The following is a 16206-nucleotide window of genomic DNA, read 5'->3' on the forward strand; positions in this document are numbered from 1 at the left end:
TTTCCCTTTTCTGCGCCAAGCCATATGCTGGCGCAGCTTACAAGACAACGGGCAAGCGGAGGGCCGTCAAGGCCAGCGGGCATTTTCCGCCGAACCCGGAACACCAAGGAGAGCCTGAATGGCGCCACTGGAATTCAAGCGCGGGCGCGAGGAACTTGACGCCGCCCGCCGCGACCTGCGCGGACTGCTGGTCGCCGCATTCGTCTTTTCGATTTTCGTCAACCTCTTGATGCTGACTGGCCCGCTTTACATGCTGCAGGTCTATGACCGTGTGCTGGGGGCCCGGTCAGAGCCCACGCTTTGGGCGCTCTCTGCCCTGATGGCGGTGCTTTATGCGGCAATGGGGGTGCTGGACTATGCCCGGGGCCGCGTCATGAGCCGGATCGGTGCCCGCATCCAGGAGAAACTCGACCGCCGCGTCTTTTCCGCCGCGATGCGCCGCATGTCGCTGGTGCCCAACGACCCGCTGGCCATGGCGGCACAACGCGACCTGGAAGCGATCCGCCAGCTCTGGGGCTCGCCCGTGCTGATCGCGATTTTCGACATTCCCTGGACACCGATGTTCCTCTTCGCGATCTTCGCCTTCCACCCGCTTCTGGGCTGGATGTCGGTCGCAGGCGGGCTGATCCTGATCGCGGTGACCTGGTTGAACCAGTGGCTGACGAAAAAGCCGCTTCTGAAGGCCAACTCGGCCACGATGCGGTCGGAAATGCTCTCGGACGGCATCAAGCAAGAGGGCGAGGTCGTCCAGGCGCTTGGCATGACGGGCGCGGCCTTCGACCGCTGGCAGGTCGCGCGGCGCCATGCGCTGGAACAGGGGATCGAGGCGGCGGATTACGGCGGCGTCTTCGGCACCGTGTCGAAAATCTTCCGCCAGTTCCTGCAATCGGCCATGCTGGGCCTGGGCGCCTACCTGGTCATCCGGGGCGAGATGGGCTCGGGCGCCATGATCACCGGCTCGATCCTCCTGGGCCGCGCGCTTCAACCCATCGAGGTTGCTGTCAGCCAATGGGCGCTGGTGACCCGGGCACAGGAAGCCCGTCTGCGGCTCTCCGAGCTTCTGACCCGCATGCAGCCCGAACCCGCCCGCACCGACCTGCCGCGCCCCAAGGCGCTCCTCGAGGCGCAGAACCTGACCGTGGTCCCGCCGGGCGAAACGCAAGCCGTGCTGCGCATGGTCTCATTCCGGCTGGAGCCCGGCCAGGCCATGGGCATCATCGGGCCCTCGGGGGCGGGGAAATCCACCCTGGCCCGCGCGCTGATCGGCGCCTGGAAGCCTGCGGGCGGCAAGGTTCGGCTGGATGGCGCGGCCCTGGACCAGTATGATCCCGACAAGCTCGGCAGCTATATCGGCTACTTGCCGCAGCGCATCACGCTCTTCGAAGGCACGATTGCCGAGAATATCGCCCGCCTGCAAAGCAACCCGAACGGCGAGGCCGTCGTGGCCGCCGCCCGCAAGGCTGCCGCCCATGACATGATCACCAAGCTGCCCGATGGCTATGACACCCGTGTCGCGGCCTTGGGGGGGCGCCTCTCCGGCGGGCAGATCCAGCGCATCGGCCTGGCGCGGGCGCTCTATGGCGATCCGCTGCTCCTGGTGCTGGACGAGCCCAACTCGAACCTGGACAACGAGGGCTCGATGGCCTTGAACCAGGCGATCAAGGTGATGAAGGAACAGGGCAGCGCCGTGCTGATCATGGCCCACCGCCCCGCCGCCATCCAGGAATGCGACCTGCTTCTGGTGCTGGAGGACGGGATGCGCCGCGCCTTCGGCCCGCGCGACCAGGTCTTGAAGGAAATGGTCAAGAACCACAATGAAATCACCAAATCGACCGGGCAGGGAGGCGTGACATGAGCGACGAACCCAAGCCCCTGACCTCTGCCCTTCCCGCCGAACCCCACAAGGTCGAGCCGCCCAAGCCGGAGGCACCCAAGCCCGAGCCCGAGGTCGAAACGCCCGAGCCGGGCAAGGCGCTGACCAACCCTTCGCCGGTCGAGCTGACCAAGGCTGCGAAGAAAGGCGGCGCCCTGGCGCTGGCCCCTGCGGCCTCGGACGTCCCGCCGCCCAAGCTGCAGACCTGGTCTGCCCGCCGCCCGATCTGGATCGGCGGCGTGACCACGGTCTTCCTCTTGGCCTTCTTCATCGGCTGGGGCCTGATGACCACGATTTCCGGCGCCGTGGTGACGCAAGGCATCATCCAGGTCGAACAGAACCGCCAGGTCGTCCAGCATCTTGACGGCGGCATGGTGGCGGCAATCGAAGTGACCGAAGGCAGCGTCGTCAAGGCGGGTGACCTCTTGATGCGGCTCGATGGCACCCAGGTGAAGGCCGAGCTTGCCATCGTCGAGGGCCAGCTTTTCGACGCCATGGCCCGCAAGGCCCGGCTCGAGGCCGAACGCGACGACCTGCCCGAGCCGATCTTTCCGGCCGACCTTCTCGACCTCGCCAAGGCCCGCCTCGACGTGGCCGAGCAGATCGAGGGCCAGCGGCGGCTGTTTACGGCCAGGCTCGACACGTTCAACGCCCAGATCAGCCAGTTGAACAAGCGGATGGACCAGATCTCCTCGCAAGGCGAAGGCGTCCATGCGCAGATGGATGCGATCGACGATCAAGAGGCGCTTCTGCTCCCCGAGATCGAAGCCAAGCGCAAGCTTTTGGCACAGGGCCTGGCGCAGTCGGCGCAGCTTGCCGACCTTCAGCGCGAGGCCGCAAGGCTTCTGGGCAACAAGGGCGAGCTGGAGGCCAGCCTCGCCCAGGCCCAGGGCCGCGCCACCGAGATCGAGCTGCAAATCCTGCAAATCCGCTCGGCCCGGCGCGAGGATGCCAATACCCAGCTGCGCGACATGGGCGACAAGATGCTGGAACTGGCCGAGCGCCGCCGCGCGCTGGTCGAAAAGGTCGACCGGCTGGACATCCGCGCGCCCGTGTCGGGCGTCGTCCTGGGCCTGGCGGTGACCACGCCGCAAGCCGTGATCCGCCCCGCCGATCCGCTGATGTATATCATCCCGCAGGATCGCCCGCTGATCATCGTCATCCAGATCCCGCCGATCCATGTCGACGAGGTCCATATCGGCGAGGATGTCGAGGTCTCCTTCGCGGCCTTCTCGGCCCGGACCACGCCGCAGCTGAAAGGGACGCTCTCGGCCATCTCGCCGGATGCGATCACCGACCAGGCGACGCATCAAAGCTATTACCGTGGCGAGGTCGAATTGCAGCCCGGCGAGATGGCCAAGCTGAAAGACGAACGCCTGGTGCCGGGGATGCCGGTGCAGGCCTATGTCTCGACCGGAGACCGCTCGCCCATGGCTTACCTGTTGAAGCCCTTCTGGGACTATGTCCACATGGCGTTTCGCGAGAACTGAGCGCCCTGGAAGACTGAGGGCGTCTTGTGAGCGTTACGGGCCGGGGATAACCTCCGGCCCGAAGCTTTTCCGAGGGGGGAATCATGTCCATCGAACAACGTCTTGCCGATTTGGGGGTGACCCTTCCCGAAGCGCCCGCGCCTGCGGCCAACTATGTGCCCTTCGTGCAGGTGGGCGAGCTGGTCCATGTCTCGGGCCAGATTTCGCGCAACGAGGCCGGGCTGATCACCGGGAAACTCGGGGCAGATGTCGATGTGGCGACGGGGGCGGATGCCGCCCGGGCCTGTGCCATCGCTTTGCTGGCCCAGGCCAAGGCGGCTTGCGATGGCGACCTGTCGCGGCTGGTTCGCCTGGTGAAGCTGGTGGGCTTCGTGAACTCCACCCCCGAATTTACCGACCAGCCCAAGGTGATCAACGGCGCCTCCGACTTCATGGTCGCGGTCCTCGGCGATGCGGGCCGCCATGCGCGCTCTGCCGTCTCGGCGGCCTCGCTGCCCTTCGGCGTCGCGGTCGAGATCGAAGCGATCTTCCAGGTCCGCTGATGAAAACCCCGCTGCCCGCCGCTTTCCTGCGCGCGCCCATCGCCCATCGCGCCCTGCATGACCGGGCGCGGGGCCGGATCGAGAACTCCGCCTCTGCCGTCCGGGCGGCGCGGGCGGCGGGCTATGCCATCGAGATCGACCTGCAGCTGTCCAAGGACGGCGTGCCCATGGTCTTTCACGACGAGGATATGGCGCGCCTGACGGGTCAGCCGGGCTGGATCTGGGACCGAACGGCGGAGGAGCTTCAGGCGACCCGGCTCACGGGCTCGGACGATACGATCCCGACGCTCACCCAAGTCCTGCAACTGGTGGGCGGCGCCGTGCCCCTGCTGATCGAGCTGAAGGACCAGACGCTCACCATGTCGGACACCGATGGCAGGCTGGAGGCCGCGACCGTCGCCGTCCTCGCGGGCTATTCCGGCCCGGTGGCGCTGATGAGCTTCAACCCGCATTGCATCGCCCACCTCGCCCGCCTGGCGCCCCATCTGGCGCGGGGCATCACGACCAGCGCTTACGGCGCGGATTGGGCACCCCTGGACGCCGCCACCTGCGACCACCTGCGCGAGATCCCGGATTACGACCGCGTCCAGGCCTCCTTCATCAGCCACGAGGCCAGCGACCTTTCCCGCCCCCGCGTGGCCGAGCTCAAGGCGCAAGGTGCGGCGGTGCTCTGCTGGACCATCCGCTCGGCAGAGGCCGAGGCCCTGGCGCGCAAGGTGGCACAGAACATCACCTTCGAAGGTTACGCGGCGGCTTTCCCTTGACCTTGGCCGCAGGGGGGCCATCCTTTCCCCATGGCTTATGAGATCGCACTTCTGGAAGGCATGGCCGAGATCGCGGCCAAGGATTGGGACGCGCTGGCGAACCCCGAGGGCCTCCGCCCGCTGGACCCTTTCACCACCCACCGTTTCCTGTCTGCGCTGGACCGCAGCCGCTCGACCGGCAAGGGCTCGGGCTGGACGACGCGGCCCCTGGTGATCCGCGAAGACGACAAGCCCGTCGCCGCCATGCCGCTTTACGTCAAGTCGCACAGCCAGGGCGAATACATCTTCGACTTCGGCTGGGCCGAGGCCTATGAGCGCGCGGGCGGCCAGTATTACCCCAAGCTGCAAAGCGCCGTCCCCTTCACCCCCGCCACCGGCAAGCGCTTCCTGGGCGACCCCGCGCTGCGGCCACTCTTGATGCAGGCCGCCATCGGCATCACCCGCGACAATGGCCTGTCCTCCTGCCATGTCACCTTCTGCACCGGCGAAGAGGCCGAGGCGCTGGAGGGCCCCGAGATCCTCCACCGCGTCACCCAGCAATTCCATTGGGAGAACCGGGGTTACAAGGACTTCGACGCCTTCCTTGCCGACCTCTCCAGCCGCAAGCGCAAGATGATTCGCAAGGAGCGGGAAGCCGCCCAAGGCCATGGCCTGACGATCCGGGCGCTGACGGGCGCGGACCTGAGGCCCGAACATTGGGACGCGATGTGGGCCTTCTACCAGGACACCGGCAGCCGGAAATGGGGAACTCCTTACCTGAAACGCGGCTTCTTCGACGAAGTGCATGAGACCATGGCCGATGACGTGCTTCTCGTCCTGGCCTTCCAGGGCGACCGCGCCGTCGCCGGGGCCCTGAACTTCATCGGCCGCGAAACGCTTTACGGCCGCTATTGGGGCTGCACGGAAAACCTGCCCTGCCTGCATTTCGAACTCTGCTACTATCAGGCGATCGACTGGGCCATCACCCATGGCCTGGCCCGGGTCGAGGCCGGGGCGCAGGGTGAACACAAGCTGGCGCGCGGTTATCTGCCGACGCCAGTGCATAGCTTGCACTGGATTGCCGACCCCGGCCTGCGCGGCGCGGTCGCGCGCTATCTGCGGCAGGAACGCGCGGCGGTGGACGAGGAAATCGAGGTGCTGACGGACTACGGCCCGTTCCGCAAGGACCAGAGGGAGGAAACCGAGTGAAGTTCTATACCCATCCGATGAGCCGGGGGCGCATCGTCCGCTGGATGCTGGAGGAGGTCGGTCAGCCCTATGAGACCGTGGTGCTGGACTATGCCACGACGATGAAGGCGCCCGACTACCTGGCGCTGAATCCGATGGGCAAGGTGCCGACCCTGGTTCATGACGGCGGCGTGGTCACCGAATGCGCCGCCATCTGCCTCTGGCTGGCCGAGACTTTCCCCGAGGCCGGGCTGATGCCCGAGGACCACGGCGCCGCCTATCGCTGGATGTTCTTCGGGGCCGGGCCGCTCGAGCAGGCGGTGGTCAACACCTCCTTCGGCTGGACGGCCCAGGACCCTCGGTCAGAGGGGCGGACGGGCTATGGCAGCCTCGACCGCGTGGTCCGCACCCTGGCGGGTCACCTCGAAACCCGCAGCTTCTTCTGTGGCGAGGGCTTCAGCGTCGCCGATGTCTATGTCGGCTCGCAGATCGGCTGGGGCCTGCGCTTTGGGACCTTGCCCGACAATGCCACGCTGAAAGCCTATTGGGAGCGGATCGCCGGCCGCCCCGCCCTGGCCCGCGCCAATGCGCTGGATGACGCCCTGGTGACGAAATGAAGCCCCTGACCCAAGAGGACCGCGCCGCCGCCCTTCCCGCCCTGGGCGAGACCGGCTGGGCCGCCGTGCCGGACCGCGACGCGATCCGGAAAGTGTGGAAGTTCAAGAGCTTCGTCGAGGCCTGGGGCTTCATGTCCCGCGTGGCCCTGCTGGCCGAGAAGCTGAACCACCACCCGGAATGGCGCAATGTCTATAACGTCGTGGATGTGACGCTGACGACGCATGATTGCGACGGGCTCTCGGACCTGGACCTCGACCTGGCCCGGCGGATGGACAAGCTGGCGGGCGAGGCCATGGTGCAGCGCGACCACGGCCAACCCATCACCTGCCTCTGCCAGGAGCGGAAGGGGAAGGCGGGGGCTTAACCCCCGACGGCCACGATGGCTTGCGCCAGGATCGGCACGGTCTGGGCGTTCAGCCCCGCAATGTTGATCCGGCTGTCGCCCACCATATAGATCGCATGCTCTTCGCGCAGCCGAAGGACCTGCGCCTCGGTCAGGCCAAGCCGCGAGAACATGCCGCGATGGGTCGCCACGAAGTCATAGCGGTCGGAGTTCGTCAGCTTGCGCAACGCGTCGGCCAGGCTCTGGCGCAGGGTCAGCATGTTCAGCCGGACCTCTTCGAGCTCGGCCTTCCAGTCGGCGGTCAGGGCCTCGTCCTCCAGGATCATCGTCACCAGCCGCGCGCCGTGATCGGGCGGGAAGGAGAAGTTCTGGCGGTTCAGGAAGTTCAGGTTGCCCTGCACGACGGCCTTGCGATCCGGAGAGGTCAGGGCGATCAGGATGCCCGTCCGCTCGCGATAGATGCCGAAGTTCTTCGAGCAGGAGGCGGCGATCAGGACCTCGGGGAAGGACGCGGCGATCAGGCGGGTGGCGGCGGCGTCTTCCTCCAGCCCGTCGCCGAAGCCCTGGTAGGCGAGGTCGACGAAGGGGACGGCGCCCTGCTTTTGCAGGATCGCCACGGTCTCGGCCCACTGGGCCTGCGTCAGGTTCGCGCCGGTCGGGTTGTGGCAGCAGCCATGCAGCAGGACCACGTCACCGGGGGCGACCTTGGCCAGATCGGCCTTCATGCCCTCGAAATCGACACCACAGGTGGCGGCGTCGAAATAGCGGTACTCGGCCATCTTCATCCCAAGGAACTTGATGATCGAGGGATGGTTCGGCCAGGTCGGGGCCGAAAGCCAGACCGTGGCGCCCGGCGTCGCCAGTTTCACCAGCTCCAGCGCCTGACGGATGGCGCCCGTGCCGCCGGGGGTGGCGACCGAGGCCGCGCGATCCGTCTCGCCCAGGATCATCTTGACCAGGGCCGAATTATAGGCGGGCTCACCGGCGAGGCCGGTATAGGTCTTGGTCGTCTCGACCTCCCACAGCTTCTTCTCGGCCGCCTTGACGGCGCGCATCACCGGGGTCAGGCCGGTCGGGTCCTTGTAGACGCCGACGCCGAGGTCGATCTTGGTGGTCCGCTTGTCCTCGCGGTAAAGCGCGATGAGTTGCAGGATCTTGTCCTGCGGCTGGGGGTTCAGGGCTTCAAGCATGGGGGCTCCTATCGTGCCGGGCCTTTTTCGACGGCCAGGTCGTCATACATGCCCCATTCGGCCCAGGAGCCGTCATAGAGCGAGTGATTGCGGTGGCCGAGGCGTTCGAGGGCCAGCGACAGAACCGCCGCCGTGACGCCGGACCCGCAAGAGGTGATCACCGGTTTCTTCAGATCGACGCCTGCGGCCTCGAAGACCGAACGCAGCTCGGGCAGGGGTTTCATCGTGCCGTCGCCGTTCAGGACCGAGGTATAGGGCACATTGCGCGCGCCGGGGATATGACCGGAGCGCAGGCCCGCCCGGGGCTCGGGCGCCGTGCCCTCGAAGCGCCCAGGCGAGCGGGCGTCGACGATCACGGCCTCGCCCAGCTTGGCCGAATGCGCCACCTGCGTCACGTCCTTCACCAGGTGGCTCTGCCGACTGATGGTCATGTGACGGTCCTTGACGACCGGGGCCATGTCCTCGGTCTCGCGCCCCTCGGCCTGCCACTTGGGCAAGCCGCCGTCCAGCACGGCGATGTCGGTCTTGCCCATCAGGCGGAAGGTCCACCAGACCCGGGCGGCCGAGAAGATCCCCGCGCCGTCATAGACCACGACCTGGTGGCCATCGCCCACGCCCATGGCCCGCATCCGCGAGATGAACTTTTCGGGCGGAGGCGCCATATGGGGCAGGTTGGACCGGCTGTCGGTGATCTCGTCGATGTCGAAGAAGCGCGCGCCGGGGATATGGGCGGCGGCATATTCAGCCTTGGCATCGCGGCCCGCATTGGGGAGATACCAGGAAGCGTCAAGGACCCGCAGATCGGGGTCCTTCAGATGGGCGGCCAGCCAGTCGGTCGAGACCAGCGTCTTGGGGTCGTCGGTCATTGGGGTCAGGCTCCAGCAAGGAACGCCTTGGACCTAACGAAGACAGGCCGGAAGGGCAAGCACGGCTTGGCGCCGCGCTGTCGAATTGCGCTGCCGAAAGGCGCCGTGGACGTGCCCAGCCGGAGTGCCCTGCGGACGTGCGCCGTGGAAGTTGCCCCCAGAGCTGCGCCCTAGACGTGTCCCGCCGAACTGCCCCGCATGCAGCCCGGGTTGCGCCGCCGAACCACCGCCCTCACCGCGCTGCCGAACTGCGCCGCGCTAGGCCGCCTGCCAGACCTGCCGCTTCTCGCGCACCTTGAAGTGGTTGACCGCCGCCGAGACCCGCGCCGCCTCTTCGGCCATGTGATGGGCGGCGGCATTGGCCTCTTCGACCATGGCGGCGTTGCGCTGGGTCGTCTCGCTCATCTCGTTGATGGCCAGGTTGATCTGGCGCAGGTTGGCATCCTGCGCGGCCGAGGTTTCGGTGATCTCGACCGTGACGCTGCTGGTTGCGGTGACCTGGCTGACGATGTCCTGCAAGGCCGAGCCGACGTTGTTCACCAGCTGCACACCCGACGAGACCTGGCCCACGCTTTTCTTGATCAGCGCCTTGATCTGTTCGGCCGCCTGGGCCGAGCTTTGCGCCAAGGACCGCACCTCGTTGGCCACGACGGCGAAGCCCCGGCCATGTTCGCCCACGCGCGCCGCCTCCACCCCGGCGTTCAGCGCCAGGAGGTTGGTCTGGAAGGCGATGTCGTCGATGATCGTGATGATCTTGGAAATCTCGCCCGAGCTGCGTTCGATCTGGGCCATGGCCTCGATCGCCTGGGCCACGACCTGGCCACCGCCCTCGGCCGCCTCGCGCGTGCGGCGGACGCTTTCGTTCAACGACTTCATCGCCACGGTGTTCGACGAAATCGCCTGGCTCAGCTCGTCCATCGAGGCGGCGCTTTCCTCGAGATTGGCGGCCTGCTGTTCAGAGCGCCGCGCCAGGTCATCCGACGCGGCCCGGATCTCGGCCGCGGTCGAGCTGATCTGGCCCGACCCCTCGAGGATCGCGCCCATGGCTTCGGACAGGGTCGAGAGGGTCCGCCGGAAGTCGGCCTCGATCTGGCCGAAGCTGACGGGCAGGGTGGGCAGGGCCACGGTCAGATCCCCAGCCGAAAGCCCCGCCAGCGAGCGGCCGATGCTGGAGATGACTTCGTTCCTGGTCTCTTCCTCGACCTCGAAATAGCGGGTGATGGCCAGGTCCATGTCCAGGAGCGCGACCTTGACGAAGGTCGTCAGCATTCGCGCCTCGGCCCGGCGACGGGGCGAGTATTTGCCCATGCCCGACAGGAGGACGTTTTCGATCACATGGGCGAGGATGTTGGCATAGCCGCCGACATACCACTTCGGCTCCAGCCCGATGCGGGCGTGAACATCCCCGATCCGCTTGGAGGCATCGTAATACTCCGGCCCGAGACCGCCGCCGAACATTCGCTGCCAATGCTGGATCTGGGCCTTTTGCGCCCGGTCCATTGCGGCCTTGCCCGAAAAATGGCGCGCAGTCTCTGGCGTCGACCCAACCCGGGCATAGAAATCATCCATGGCCTGATCGCCAAACTTCGCCACGGCGGCGGCGATGGCGGGAAACTCTGGGGACTTTGCGTCGATGCCGTAGAATCTGAGCCGATTGGCAAGCGGTGATGAATCTTGTTCGGTCACTGGCAGGGCCCCTTGATGGCTGTGGATTCGCGGTCCTTCCAGCAACTTAGGCGGCAAGCCTTAACAAACCGTCAGTCGCGGCTATTTTGCTTCAAAAGCCTTGCCTTCTGCCGATCCCAGTCCCGCTTGGCGCTGGTCTCGCGCTTGTCGGCCAGCTTCTTGCCCTTGGCGATGCCGAGCTTCAGCTTCACCATGCCGCGTTCGTTGAAGTAAAGCCGCAGCGGGACGATGGTCATCCCCTCGCGCCCCACCGCCGCATGAAGCCGCGCCAATTGCTTTCGCGACACCAAGAGCTTGCGGTGACGGCGTTCCTCATGCCCCCAGGTCTTGGCCTGCAGATAGGGCGCCACATAAGAGTTGATCAGCCAAAGCTCGCCCTTCTCGACCGAGGCATAGCTTTCGGCGATGTTCGACCCGCCCTGGCGCAGGCTTTTCACTTCTGATCCCAGAAGCATGATCCCTGCTTCCAGATCCTCCTCGATGTGGTAATCGAATCGGGCGCGGCGGTTCTCCGCGATCAGTTTGGAATTGGGATCGGACTTCTCTGCCATGATGCCCCTCAGATAGGGGAGCCGGGCGCACAAGTCCAGAAGGGGCGGCATGATCGTTCAGATTGCGGTCGGCACGGGGCTATTGCTGATCAACATCCTGATGGCTGCCGTGGCCGCCATGGCGCTGGAGGTCCTTTTCGTCCGCCTGCATCCCTGGCTGATGCGCGAGCCGCATCGGCCCAAGCTCGTGGCCCTTCTGGCCGGGGTCTCGCTTTGGGTCCTGGGGGTGATCACCTGCGGGACCTGGATCTGGGCCATGGCCTATGACTGGCTGGGCGCCTTCGACAACATCGAGGACGCTTTGTATTTCTCGCTGGTGGCCTATACGACGCTGGGCCTGGGCGACATTGTCCCCGCGCCGGAATGGCGGATCCTCGCGGGGATGGAGGCGGCGAACGGCTTTCTGAACTTCGGCCTGCTCACTGCGCTCCTCATCGAGGCCTTTCGGCAAATCCGCCTGGGCCAGGTCGAACAAAGCCGCCGCATCCGTTAGGCCCAAAGCCGCGCCTCGCGCCGGGAGAGGAAGGCGCGGGCCTCTTCCAGGTCCAGCGTCGGGAAGAAGCTGTCCATCGACATGGGCCCCGCACCCTCGATCACCCCGGGGCAGCGCAGAAGCACGCCCGAATTGGCGAAGACCACCTCTTCATCGGCGAAAAGCGGGGTGATGACCTCGGCCTTCTGTTTCACGCGCGACAGGAAGGGCAGGGAGCCGAGCGCTTCGGCGGGGATCAGCACGAAGGGCGCCGCGCCGATTTCGGGGTCGTCCAGGGTCGAGACCAGGATCGGCTGGCGCGGCAGAAGGCAGAGGTCGGAACAGGCGTCCATATAGCCGCCGGGCAGAAGCAGGGTCTCGATCTCGGCCTCGCGGCGGTCGAGGCCGAGGATGCGGGCCAACCCGCCGTCCAGCGTCTGGACCCGGTCACCGCGTGACAAGGCGGTCACATCGCGCCAGCCGCAGTCGGTTTCCACCCGGGTTCCGGCGACAAGGCCGGTCAGGACGGCTGCGCTGGTCAGGCTCTCCAGCGGCGGAACGGCGGCGATGTCTTCGGCAAAGCGGGTGAAGTCTTTCATGAACATGGGCTTTTCCTCCGGTTTTAATCTCTGTGGCGCCCCCGTTTCCCTGTGCCCAATCGGCTCCTGAATCTTGCCTTTATTTCGACGCGGCAGCGACATCATCGCGGCTTTGTCCATATGGGCGACACAATCCCGCCCGAAGCCTTGACGGCTTCGCGGAAGGTTCCACGGATTAGCATGTCGTTAAGCAACAATCGGCGCGCTGCGCGGGGCCCGAATCGCGGGACGACTCAGGTCTTGCGGGTCAACAGCGCGACACCGCAGGCGACGATGATGGCCGATCCGGCCAAAGTCATGGCATCGGGGTGTTCGCCAAAGACCGCGACCGACAGGATCAGGGCAAAGACAAGGCGGGAATAGCGGAAGGGGGTGACGGCCGAGACCTCTCCGCTGCGCATCGCTATGGTCAGGGCGGCGTAACCAGAGACCCCGAAGACTATGGCACCGGCCAATAGGCCGGGGGTCTCGATGGCTTTGATCCCGGTCCAGAAGGACAGGACCACCCCGGCCAAGGCCAGAACCCCAAACCCCGCCGTCCCCAGCTGCACATTCGACAGAGCGAGGGGCGCCGCCCTCGTGGCCAGGTCCCGCCCGGCAAAGCCCAGCATCCCCGCCACGGCCAAAAGCGACAGCGGCGTAAAGGTCTCTCCCCCGGGCCGGATGATGAGCAAGACTGCGAGGAACCCCACCCCGATCAGGGTCCAGCGAAAGACCCCGACCCTCTCGCCAAACAGCACCGCCGCCGCTGGCACCACGATCAGGGGCGTCGCCTGCAGAATGGCCGAGGTCGAGGACAAGGGCGTCAGCGCAATCGCCAGGGCATAAAACAGCCGCCCCACGATCTCGAAGCCCGACCGCACCGCCATGGTCCGCGTCAGCACCCCGCGCGGCAGGGGGGCCTCGCCGCGCCTCAGCGCCAGAAGGGCGAAGAAGGCCATCCCGCACAGGCCCTCGATCAGGAGGATTTCCCCCAGCGGCACTGCTCCGGCGGCTTTCTTCAGGAAAGCGTCCTCGATGGCGAAACCCGCCATCGAGGCCATCATCCACAAGGCACCCCGCAGATTGGGGGTCACAGGATGCCTGCGAACTCCATCGCCGCCTTGATTTTCGCCTTGGTCCCGTCAGTGAGGCCGACCAGCGGCAGCCGCACCTCCTCCGAGCACTTGCCCAAGAGCGACAGGCCATATTTCGCCCCGGCCAGACCCGGCTCGATGAAGATCGCCTCATGCAGCGGCATCAGGCGGTCTTGATACTCCAGCGCCTTGGCGTAATCGCCCTTCAGCGTCGCCTCCTGGAACTCGGCGCAGAGGCGCGGAGCCACATTGGCGGTCACCGAGATGCAGCCCACGCCACCATGGGCGTTGAAGCCCAGGGCCGTGGCATCCTCGCCCGAAAGCTGGATGAAGTTCTTGCCGCAGGACGCGCGTTGCTGCGAGACCCGCTCGATCTTGCCGGTGGCATCCTTGACGCCCACGATGCGCGGCAGTTTCGCCAGCACGCCCATGGTCTCGGGCGACATGTCGACGACCGACCGGCCGGGGATGTTGTAGATGATGATCGGCAGATTGCAGCAATCATGCAGCGCGGTGAAATGCGCGATCAGACCGGCTTGCGTCGGCTTGTTGTAATAGGGCGTCACGACCAGGGCCGCATCAGCGCCCACCTTTTCGGCGAACTGGATCAGGCCGATCCCCTCGGCCGTGTTGTTCGACCCCGCCCCGGCGATGACCTGGATGCGGCCACGGACGGCCTTGATGACCTCTTCGATCACCAGGCGGTGCTCTTCATGGGACAGCGTCGGGCTCTCACCGGTCGTCCCCACAGGAACGAGCCCATGCGTGCCCTGTTCGATGTGCCACTCCACCAGGTGTTTCAGCGCGTCCAGATCCACGGCGCCGTTCTTGAACGGCGTGACCAAGGCAGGGAAGGACCCTTTGAACATGGTAACGTCTCCTCATGGATTGGAGGGCCGGATTCGGCCCATTTCGCGTGCGCCTTCCTTAACGGCATGGCGGGCTCTTGCCAAGAAGGCGCGATCACGGGAAATCGAGTTGTGGGGGCGCGGGGCTTGGGGCAGATTCGGGGGCATGACCCGTATCTTCTCCCGTCTTGCCGCCGTGGCGCTCGCCACGCTCCTTGCCCTGCCTGCCCAGGCCGACCGCGCGACCGAGGTCAAAGCCTTTGCCGCCGCACAGCGCCTCGTCGAGGCCAAGGACTGGGAGGCGGCCCGCGCCACGGCCCAGGGCGCCGGTGCCATCGGCGCCGACCTGGTGGAATGGCAGCGCCTGCGGGCGGGTGAGGGGCTTCTTGGCGATTACGAGGCATTCCTCTCCCGCCGCCCCGATTGGCCCGGCCTGCCCTTCCTGAAGGGGGCGGGGGAAAAGGCCGTGGCGCGGTCCTCGACGCCCGACCGGATCATCGCCTATTTCGGCCCCGACGCGCCCAAATCCGCCGCGGGCGCCCTGGCCCTCGCCGGGGCGCTCCAGGCCAAGGGCCGCGCCGCCGATGCCGAGGCCGTCATGGCCAAGGCCTGGGTGGAGCTGGAATTCTCGGCCGAGGAGCAGGACCAAGCCCTGCAATCCTATGGCGCCTCGCTGAAAGTGGCCCATGAACTGCGGCTCGACCGGCTCCTCTGGGCAGGCGACCGCGCAGGTGAGGCCACGCGGATGCTGCCCCTGGTCGATGCCGGCTGGCAGGCGCTCGCCCGCGCCCGCATGGCGATCCGCGCCGACAAGGAGGGCCTGACCGCGTTGATCAAAGCCGTGCCCCCGGGCCTTTCTGGCGATCCGGGCCTCGCCTATGACCGCTTCCTCTACCGGATGCGCCACGACAGCTACAAAGAGGCCGCGACGCTGATCCTGGAACGCTCGGGCTCGGCGCGGGAGCTTGGCGACCCCCAGGCCTGGGCCGAGCGCCGCGCCAGCCTCACCCGCTGGCTGATGCGCAATGGCGAGGCCAAGACCGCCTACCGCGTCGCCTCCAGCCACAAGCTGACCGATCTCGGCGACCGGGCCGACCTGGAATTTCTCGCGGGCTTCATCGCCCTGCGGAAACTGGGCGACCCTTCCCTGGCGCTGACGCATTTCCGCCACCTGACCGAGGCCGGGACCGCGATCACCAAGGCGCGCGGCCATTACTGGATGGGCCGGGCCGAAGAGGCCATGGGCGATCCCGCCGCCAAGGCGAGCTACCAGGCGGCGGCCAAGCATCAGACCAGCTATTACGGGCTTCTGGCGGCCGAGAAGCTGGGGCTGAGCCTCGACAAATCGCTTCTCTCCAAGGCGCCGCCGCCCGGCGACTGGAAGACCTCGCGGATGGCGGGGTCTTCGGTGCTGGCTGCGGCGCGGCTTCTGGCCGATGCCGGGCAGGAGCAGATGTCGGCGCGGTTCCTTCTGCACCTGGGCGAAAGCCTGTCGGATGACGAGCTTGGCACGCTGGCCGCCATGTCGCTGGGCGATGGCGAATACCGCAGCGCCCTGGTCCTGGCCAAGGCGGCGGCGGAACGCGGGGTGATCTTCCCCGGCGCCTATTTCCCCGTGCCCGACATGGTGCCCGACAAGCTGATGGTCTCGCGCGCCCTGGCCCTGGCCATCGCCCGGCGCGAAAGCGAGTTCGACCCCGAGGCGCGGTCCTCCGCGGGCGCCCTGGGCCTGATGCAGGTCCTGGCCACGACCGGGGAGAAGGTCGCCCGCGACATGGGAATGGAGTTCTCGGCGGCGAAACTGGGCTCGGATCCGGCCTATAACGTCCAGATCGGCGCGGCTTACCTGCGCGAGATGGCCGACCAGTTCGGCGCCTCGGTCGCGCTGATCGCCAGCGGCTATAACGCGGGGCCAAGGCGCCCGGTGGGCTGGATCGAGGCCTTCGGCGACCCGCGCAGTCCCGAGGTCGACGTGGTGGATTGGGTCGAGACCATCCCCTTCACCGAGACCCGGACCTATGTGATGCGGGTGGTCGAAGGCGTGGTGATCTACCGCGCCAAGCTGAAGGGCGTGGCGGGACCGGTCCGGGTGACCGCCGAGCTGACGGGACGCTAGGCGGC

16 protein-coding genes are annotated in these 16206 nt (G+C 66.7%); 9 read left to right on the forward strand and 7 right to left on the reverse strand.

Annotated features, from left to right (window positions below; genetic code table 11):
- Positions 1-118 precede the first annotated feature (118 nt).
- From GV832_RS12555 to GV832_RS12585, 7 genes are all read left to right on the forward strand, one after another.
- Positions 119-1855: a type I secretion system permease/ATPase gene (locus tag GV832_RS12555; RefSeq protein WP_168775225.1), complete on the forward strand. Its 1737-nt coding sequence runs from the start codon at positions 119-121 to the stop codon at positions 1853-1855.
- Entirely contained in the window at positions 1852-3363 is a 1512-nt protein-coding gene (locus tag GV832_RS12560; RefSeq protein WP_168775226.1) for an HlyD family type I secretion periplasmic adaptor subunit, read from the forward strand. Before GV832_RS12555 ends, GV832_RS12560 begins: the two co-directional genes overlap by 4 nt.
- Before the next feature lie 83 nt (positions 3364-3446).
- Complete coding sequence (locus tag GV832_RS12565) at positions 3447-3905, forward strand: RidA family protein (protein ID WP_168775227.1); 459 nt, start codon at positions 3447-3449, stop codon at positions 3903-3905.
- Complete coding sequence (locus GV832_RS12570; protein ID WP_168775228.1) at positions 3905-4669, forward strand: glycerophosphodiester phosphodiesterase family protein; 765 nt, start codon at positions 3905-3907, stop codon at positions 4667-4669. Before GV832_RS12565 ends, GV832_RS12570 begins: the two co-directional genes overlap by 1 nt.
- A gap of 30 nt (positions 4670-4699) precedes the next feature.
- A complete protein-coding gene (locus GV832_RS12575; RefSeq protein ID WP_168775229.1) occupies positions 4700-5857 on the forward strand; it encodes a GNAT family N-acetyltransferase in 1158 nt (385 codons plus the stop codon).
- Positions 5854-6453 carry a glutathione S-transferase family protein gene (locus tag GV832_RS12580; protein WP_354001961.1) on the forward strand — a complete coding sequence of 200 codons (600 nt, stop codon included), beginning with the start codon at positions 5854-5856 and terminating at the stop codon, positions 6451-6453. The genes GV832_RS12575 and GV832_RS12580 overlap by 4 nt, the downstream gene beginning before the upstream one ends.
- Positions 6450-6818 carry a 4a-hydroxytetrahydrobiopterin dehydratase gene (locus tag GV832_RS12585; RefSeq protein ID WP_168775230.1) on the forward strand — a complete coding sequence of 123 codons (369 nt, stop codon included), beginning with the start codon at positions 6450-6452 and terminating at the stop codon, positions 6816-6818. The genes GV832_RS12580 and GV832_RS12585 overlap by 4 nt, the downstream gene beginning before the upstream one ends.
- On the opposite strand, the gene GV832_RS12590 is transcribed toward GV832_RS12585, so the two are convergent.
- The 4 genes from GV832_RS12590 to smpB form a co-directional block, all read right to left on the reverse strand.
- Complete coding sequence (locus GV832_RS12590) at positions 6815-7987, reverse strand: amino acid aminotransferase (protein WP_168775231.1); 1173 nt, start codon at positions 7985-7987, stop codon at positions 6815-6817. The two genes, GV832_RS12585 and GV832_RS12590, sit on opposite strands and share 4 nt — an antisense overlap.
- 8 nt (positions 7988-7995) lie before the next feature.
- A complete protein-coding gene (gene sseA / locus GV832_RS12595; protein WP_168775232.1) occupies positions 7996-8853 on the reverse strand; it encodes a 3-mercaptopyruvate sulfurtransferase in 858 nt (285 codons plus the stop codon).
- 258 nt (positions 8854-9111) lie between these two features.
- Positions 9112-10539, reverse strand: a complete 1428-nt coding sequence (locus GV832_RS12600) for a methyl-accepting chemotaxis protein (RefSeq protein WP_168775233.1) — start codon at positions 10537-10539, stop codon at positions 9112-9114.
- A 71-nt stretch (positions 10540-10610) separates the two neighbouring features.
- Positions 10611-11090, reverse strand: a complete 480-nt coding sequence (gene smpB / locus GV832_RS12605; RefSeq protein ID WP_168775234.1) for an SsrA-binding protein SmpB — start codon at positions 11088-11090, stop codon at positions 10611-10613.
- A gap of 49 nt (positions 11091-11139) precedes the next feature.
- Between smpB and GV832_RS12610 the strand changes: the two genes are divergently transcribed.
- Entirely contained in the window at positions 11140-11583 is a 444-nt protein-coding gene (locus tag GV832_RS12610; protein WP_168775235.1) for a potassium channel family protein, read from the forward strand.
- Here GV832_RS12610 and GV832_RS12615 read toward each other — a convergent pair.
- The 3 genes from GV832_RS12615 to dapA form a co-directional block, all read right to left on the reverse strand.
- Positions 11580-12167: a Hint domain-containing protein gene (locus tag GV832_RS12615; protein WP_168775236.1), complete on the reverse strand. Its 588-nt coding sequence runs from the start codon at positions 12165-12167 to the stop codon at positions 11580-11582. The genes GV832_RS12610 and GV832_RS12615 overlap by 4 nt on opposite strands.
- 227 nt (positions 12168-12394) lie before the next feature.
- Positions 12395-13237 carry a DMT family transporter gene (locus tag GV832_RS12620; RefSeq protein WP_354001962.1) on the reverse strand — a complete coding sequence of 281 codons (843 nt, stop codon included), beginning with the start codon at positions 13235-13237 and terminating at the stop codon, positions 12395-12397.
- Entirely contained in the window at positions 13234-14106 is an 873-nt protein-coding gene (dapA, locus tag GV832_RS12625) for a 4-hydroxy-tetrahydrodipicolinate synthase (RefSeq protein WP_168775238.1), read from the reverse strand. The genes GV832_RS12620 and dapA overlap by 4 nt, the downstream gene beginning before the upstream one ends.
- Before the next feature lie 145 nt (positions 14107-14251).
- Between dapA and GV832_RS12630 the strand changes: the two genes are divergently transcribed.
- A complete protein-coding gene (locus GV832_RS12630; protein ID WP_168775239.1) occupies positions 14252-16201 on the forward strand; it encodes a lytic transglycosylase domain-containing protein in 1950 nt (649 codons plus the stop codon).
- The last annotated feature ends 5 nt before the right edge of the window (positions 16202-16206 follow it).

The sequence above is a fragment of the Stagnihabitans tardus genome (assembly GCF_009925085.1).
GTDB lineage: Bacteria > Pseudomonadota > Alphaproteobacteria > Rhodobacterales > Rhodobacteraceae > Stagnihabitans > Stagnihabitans tardus.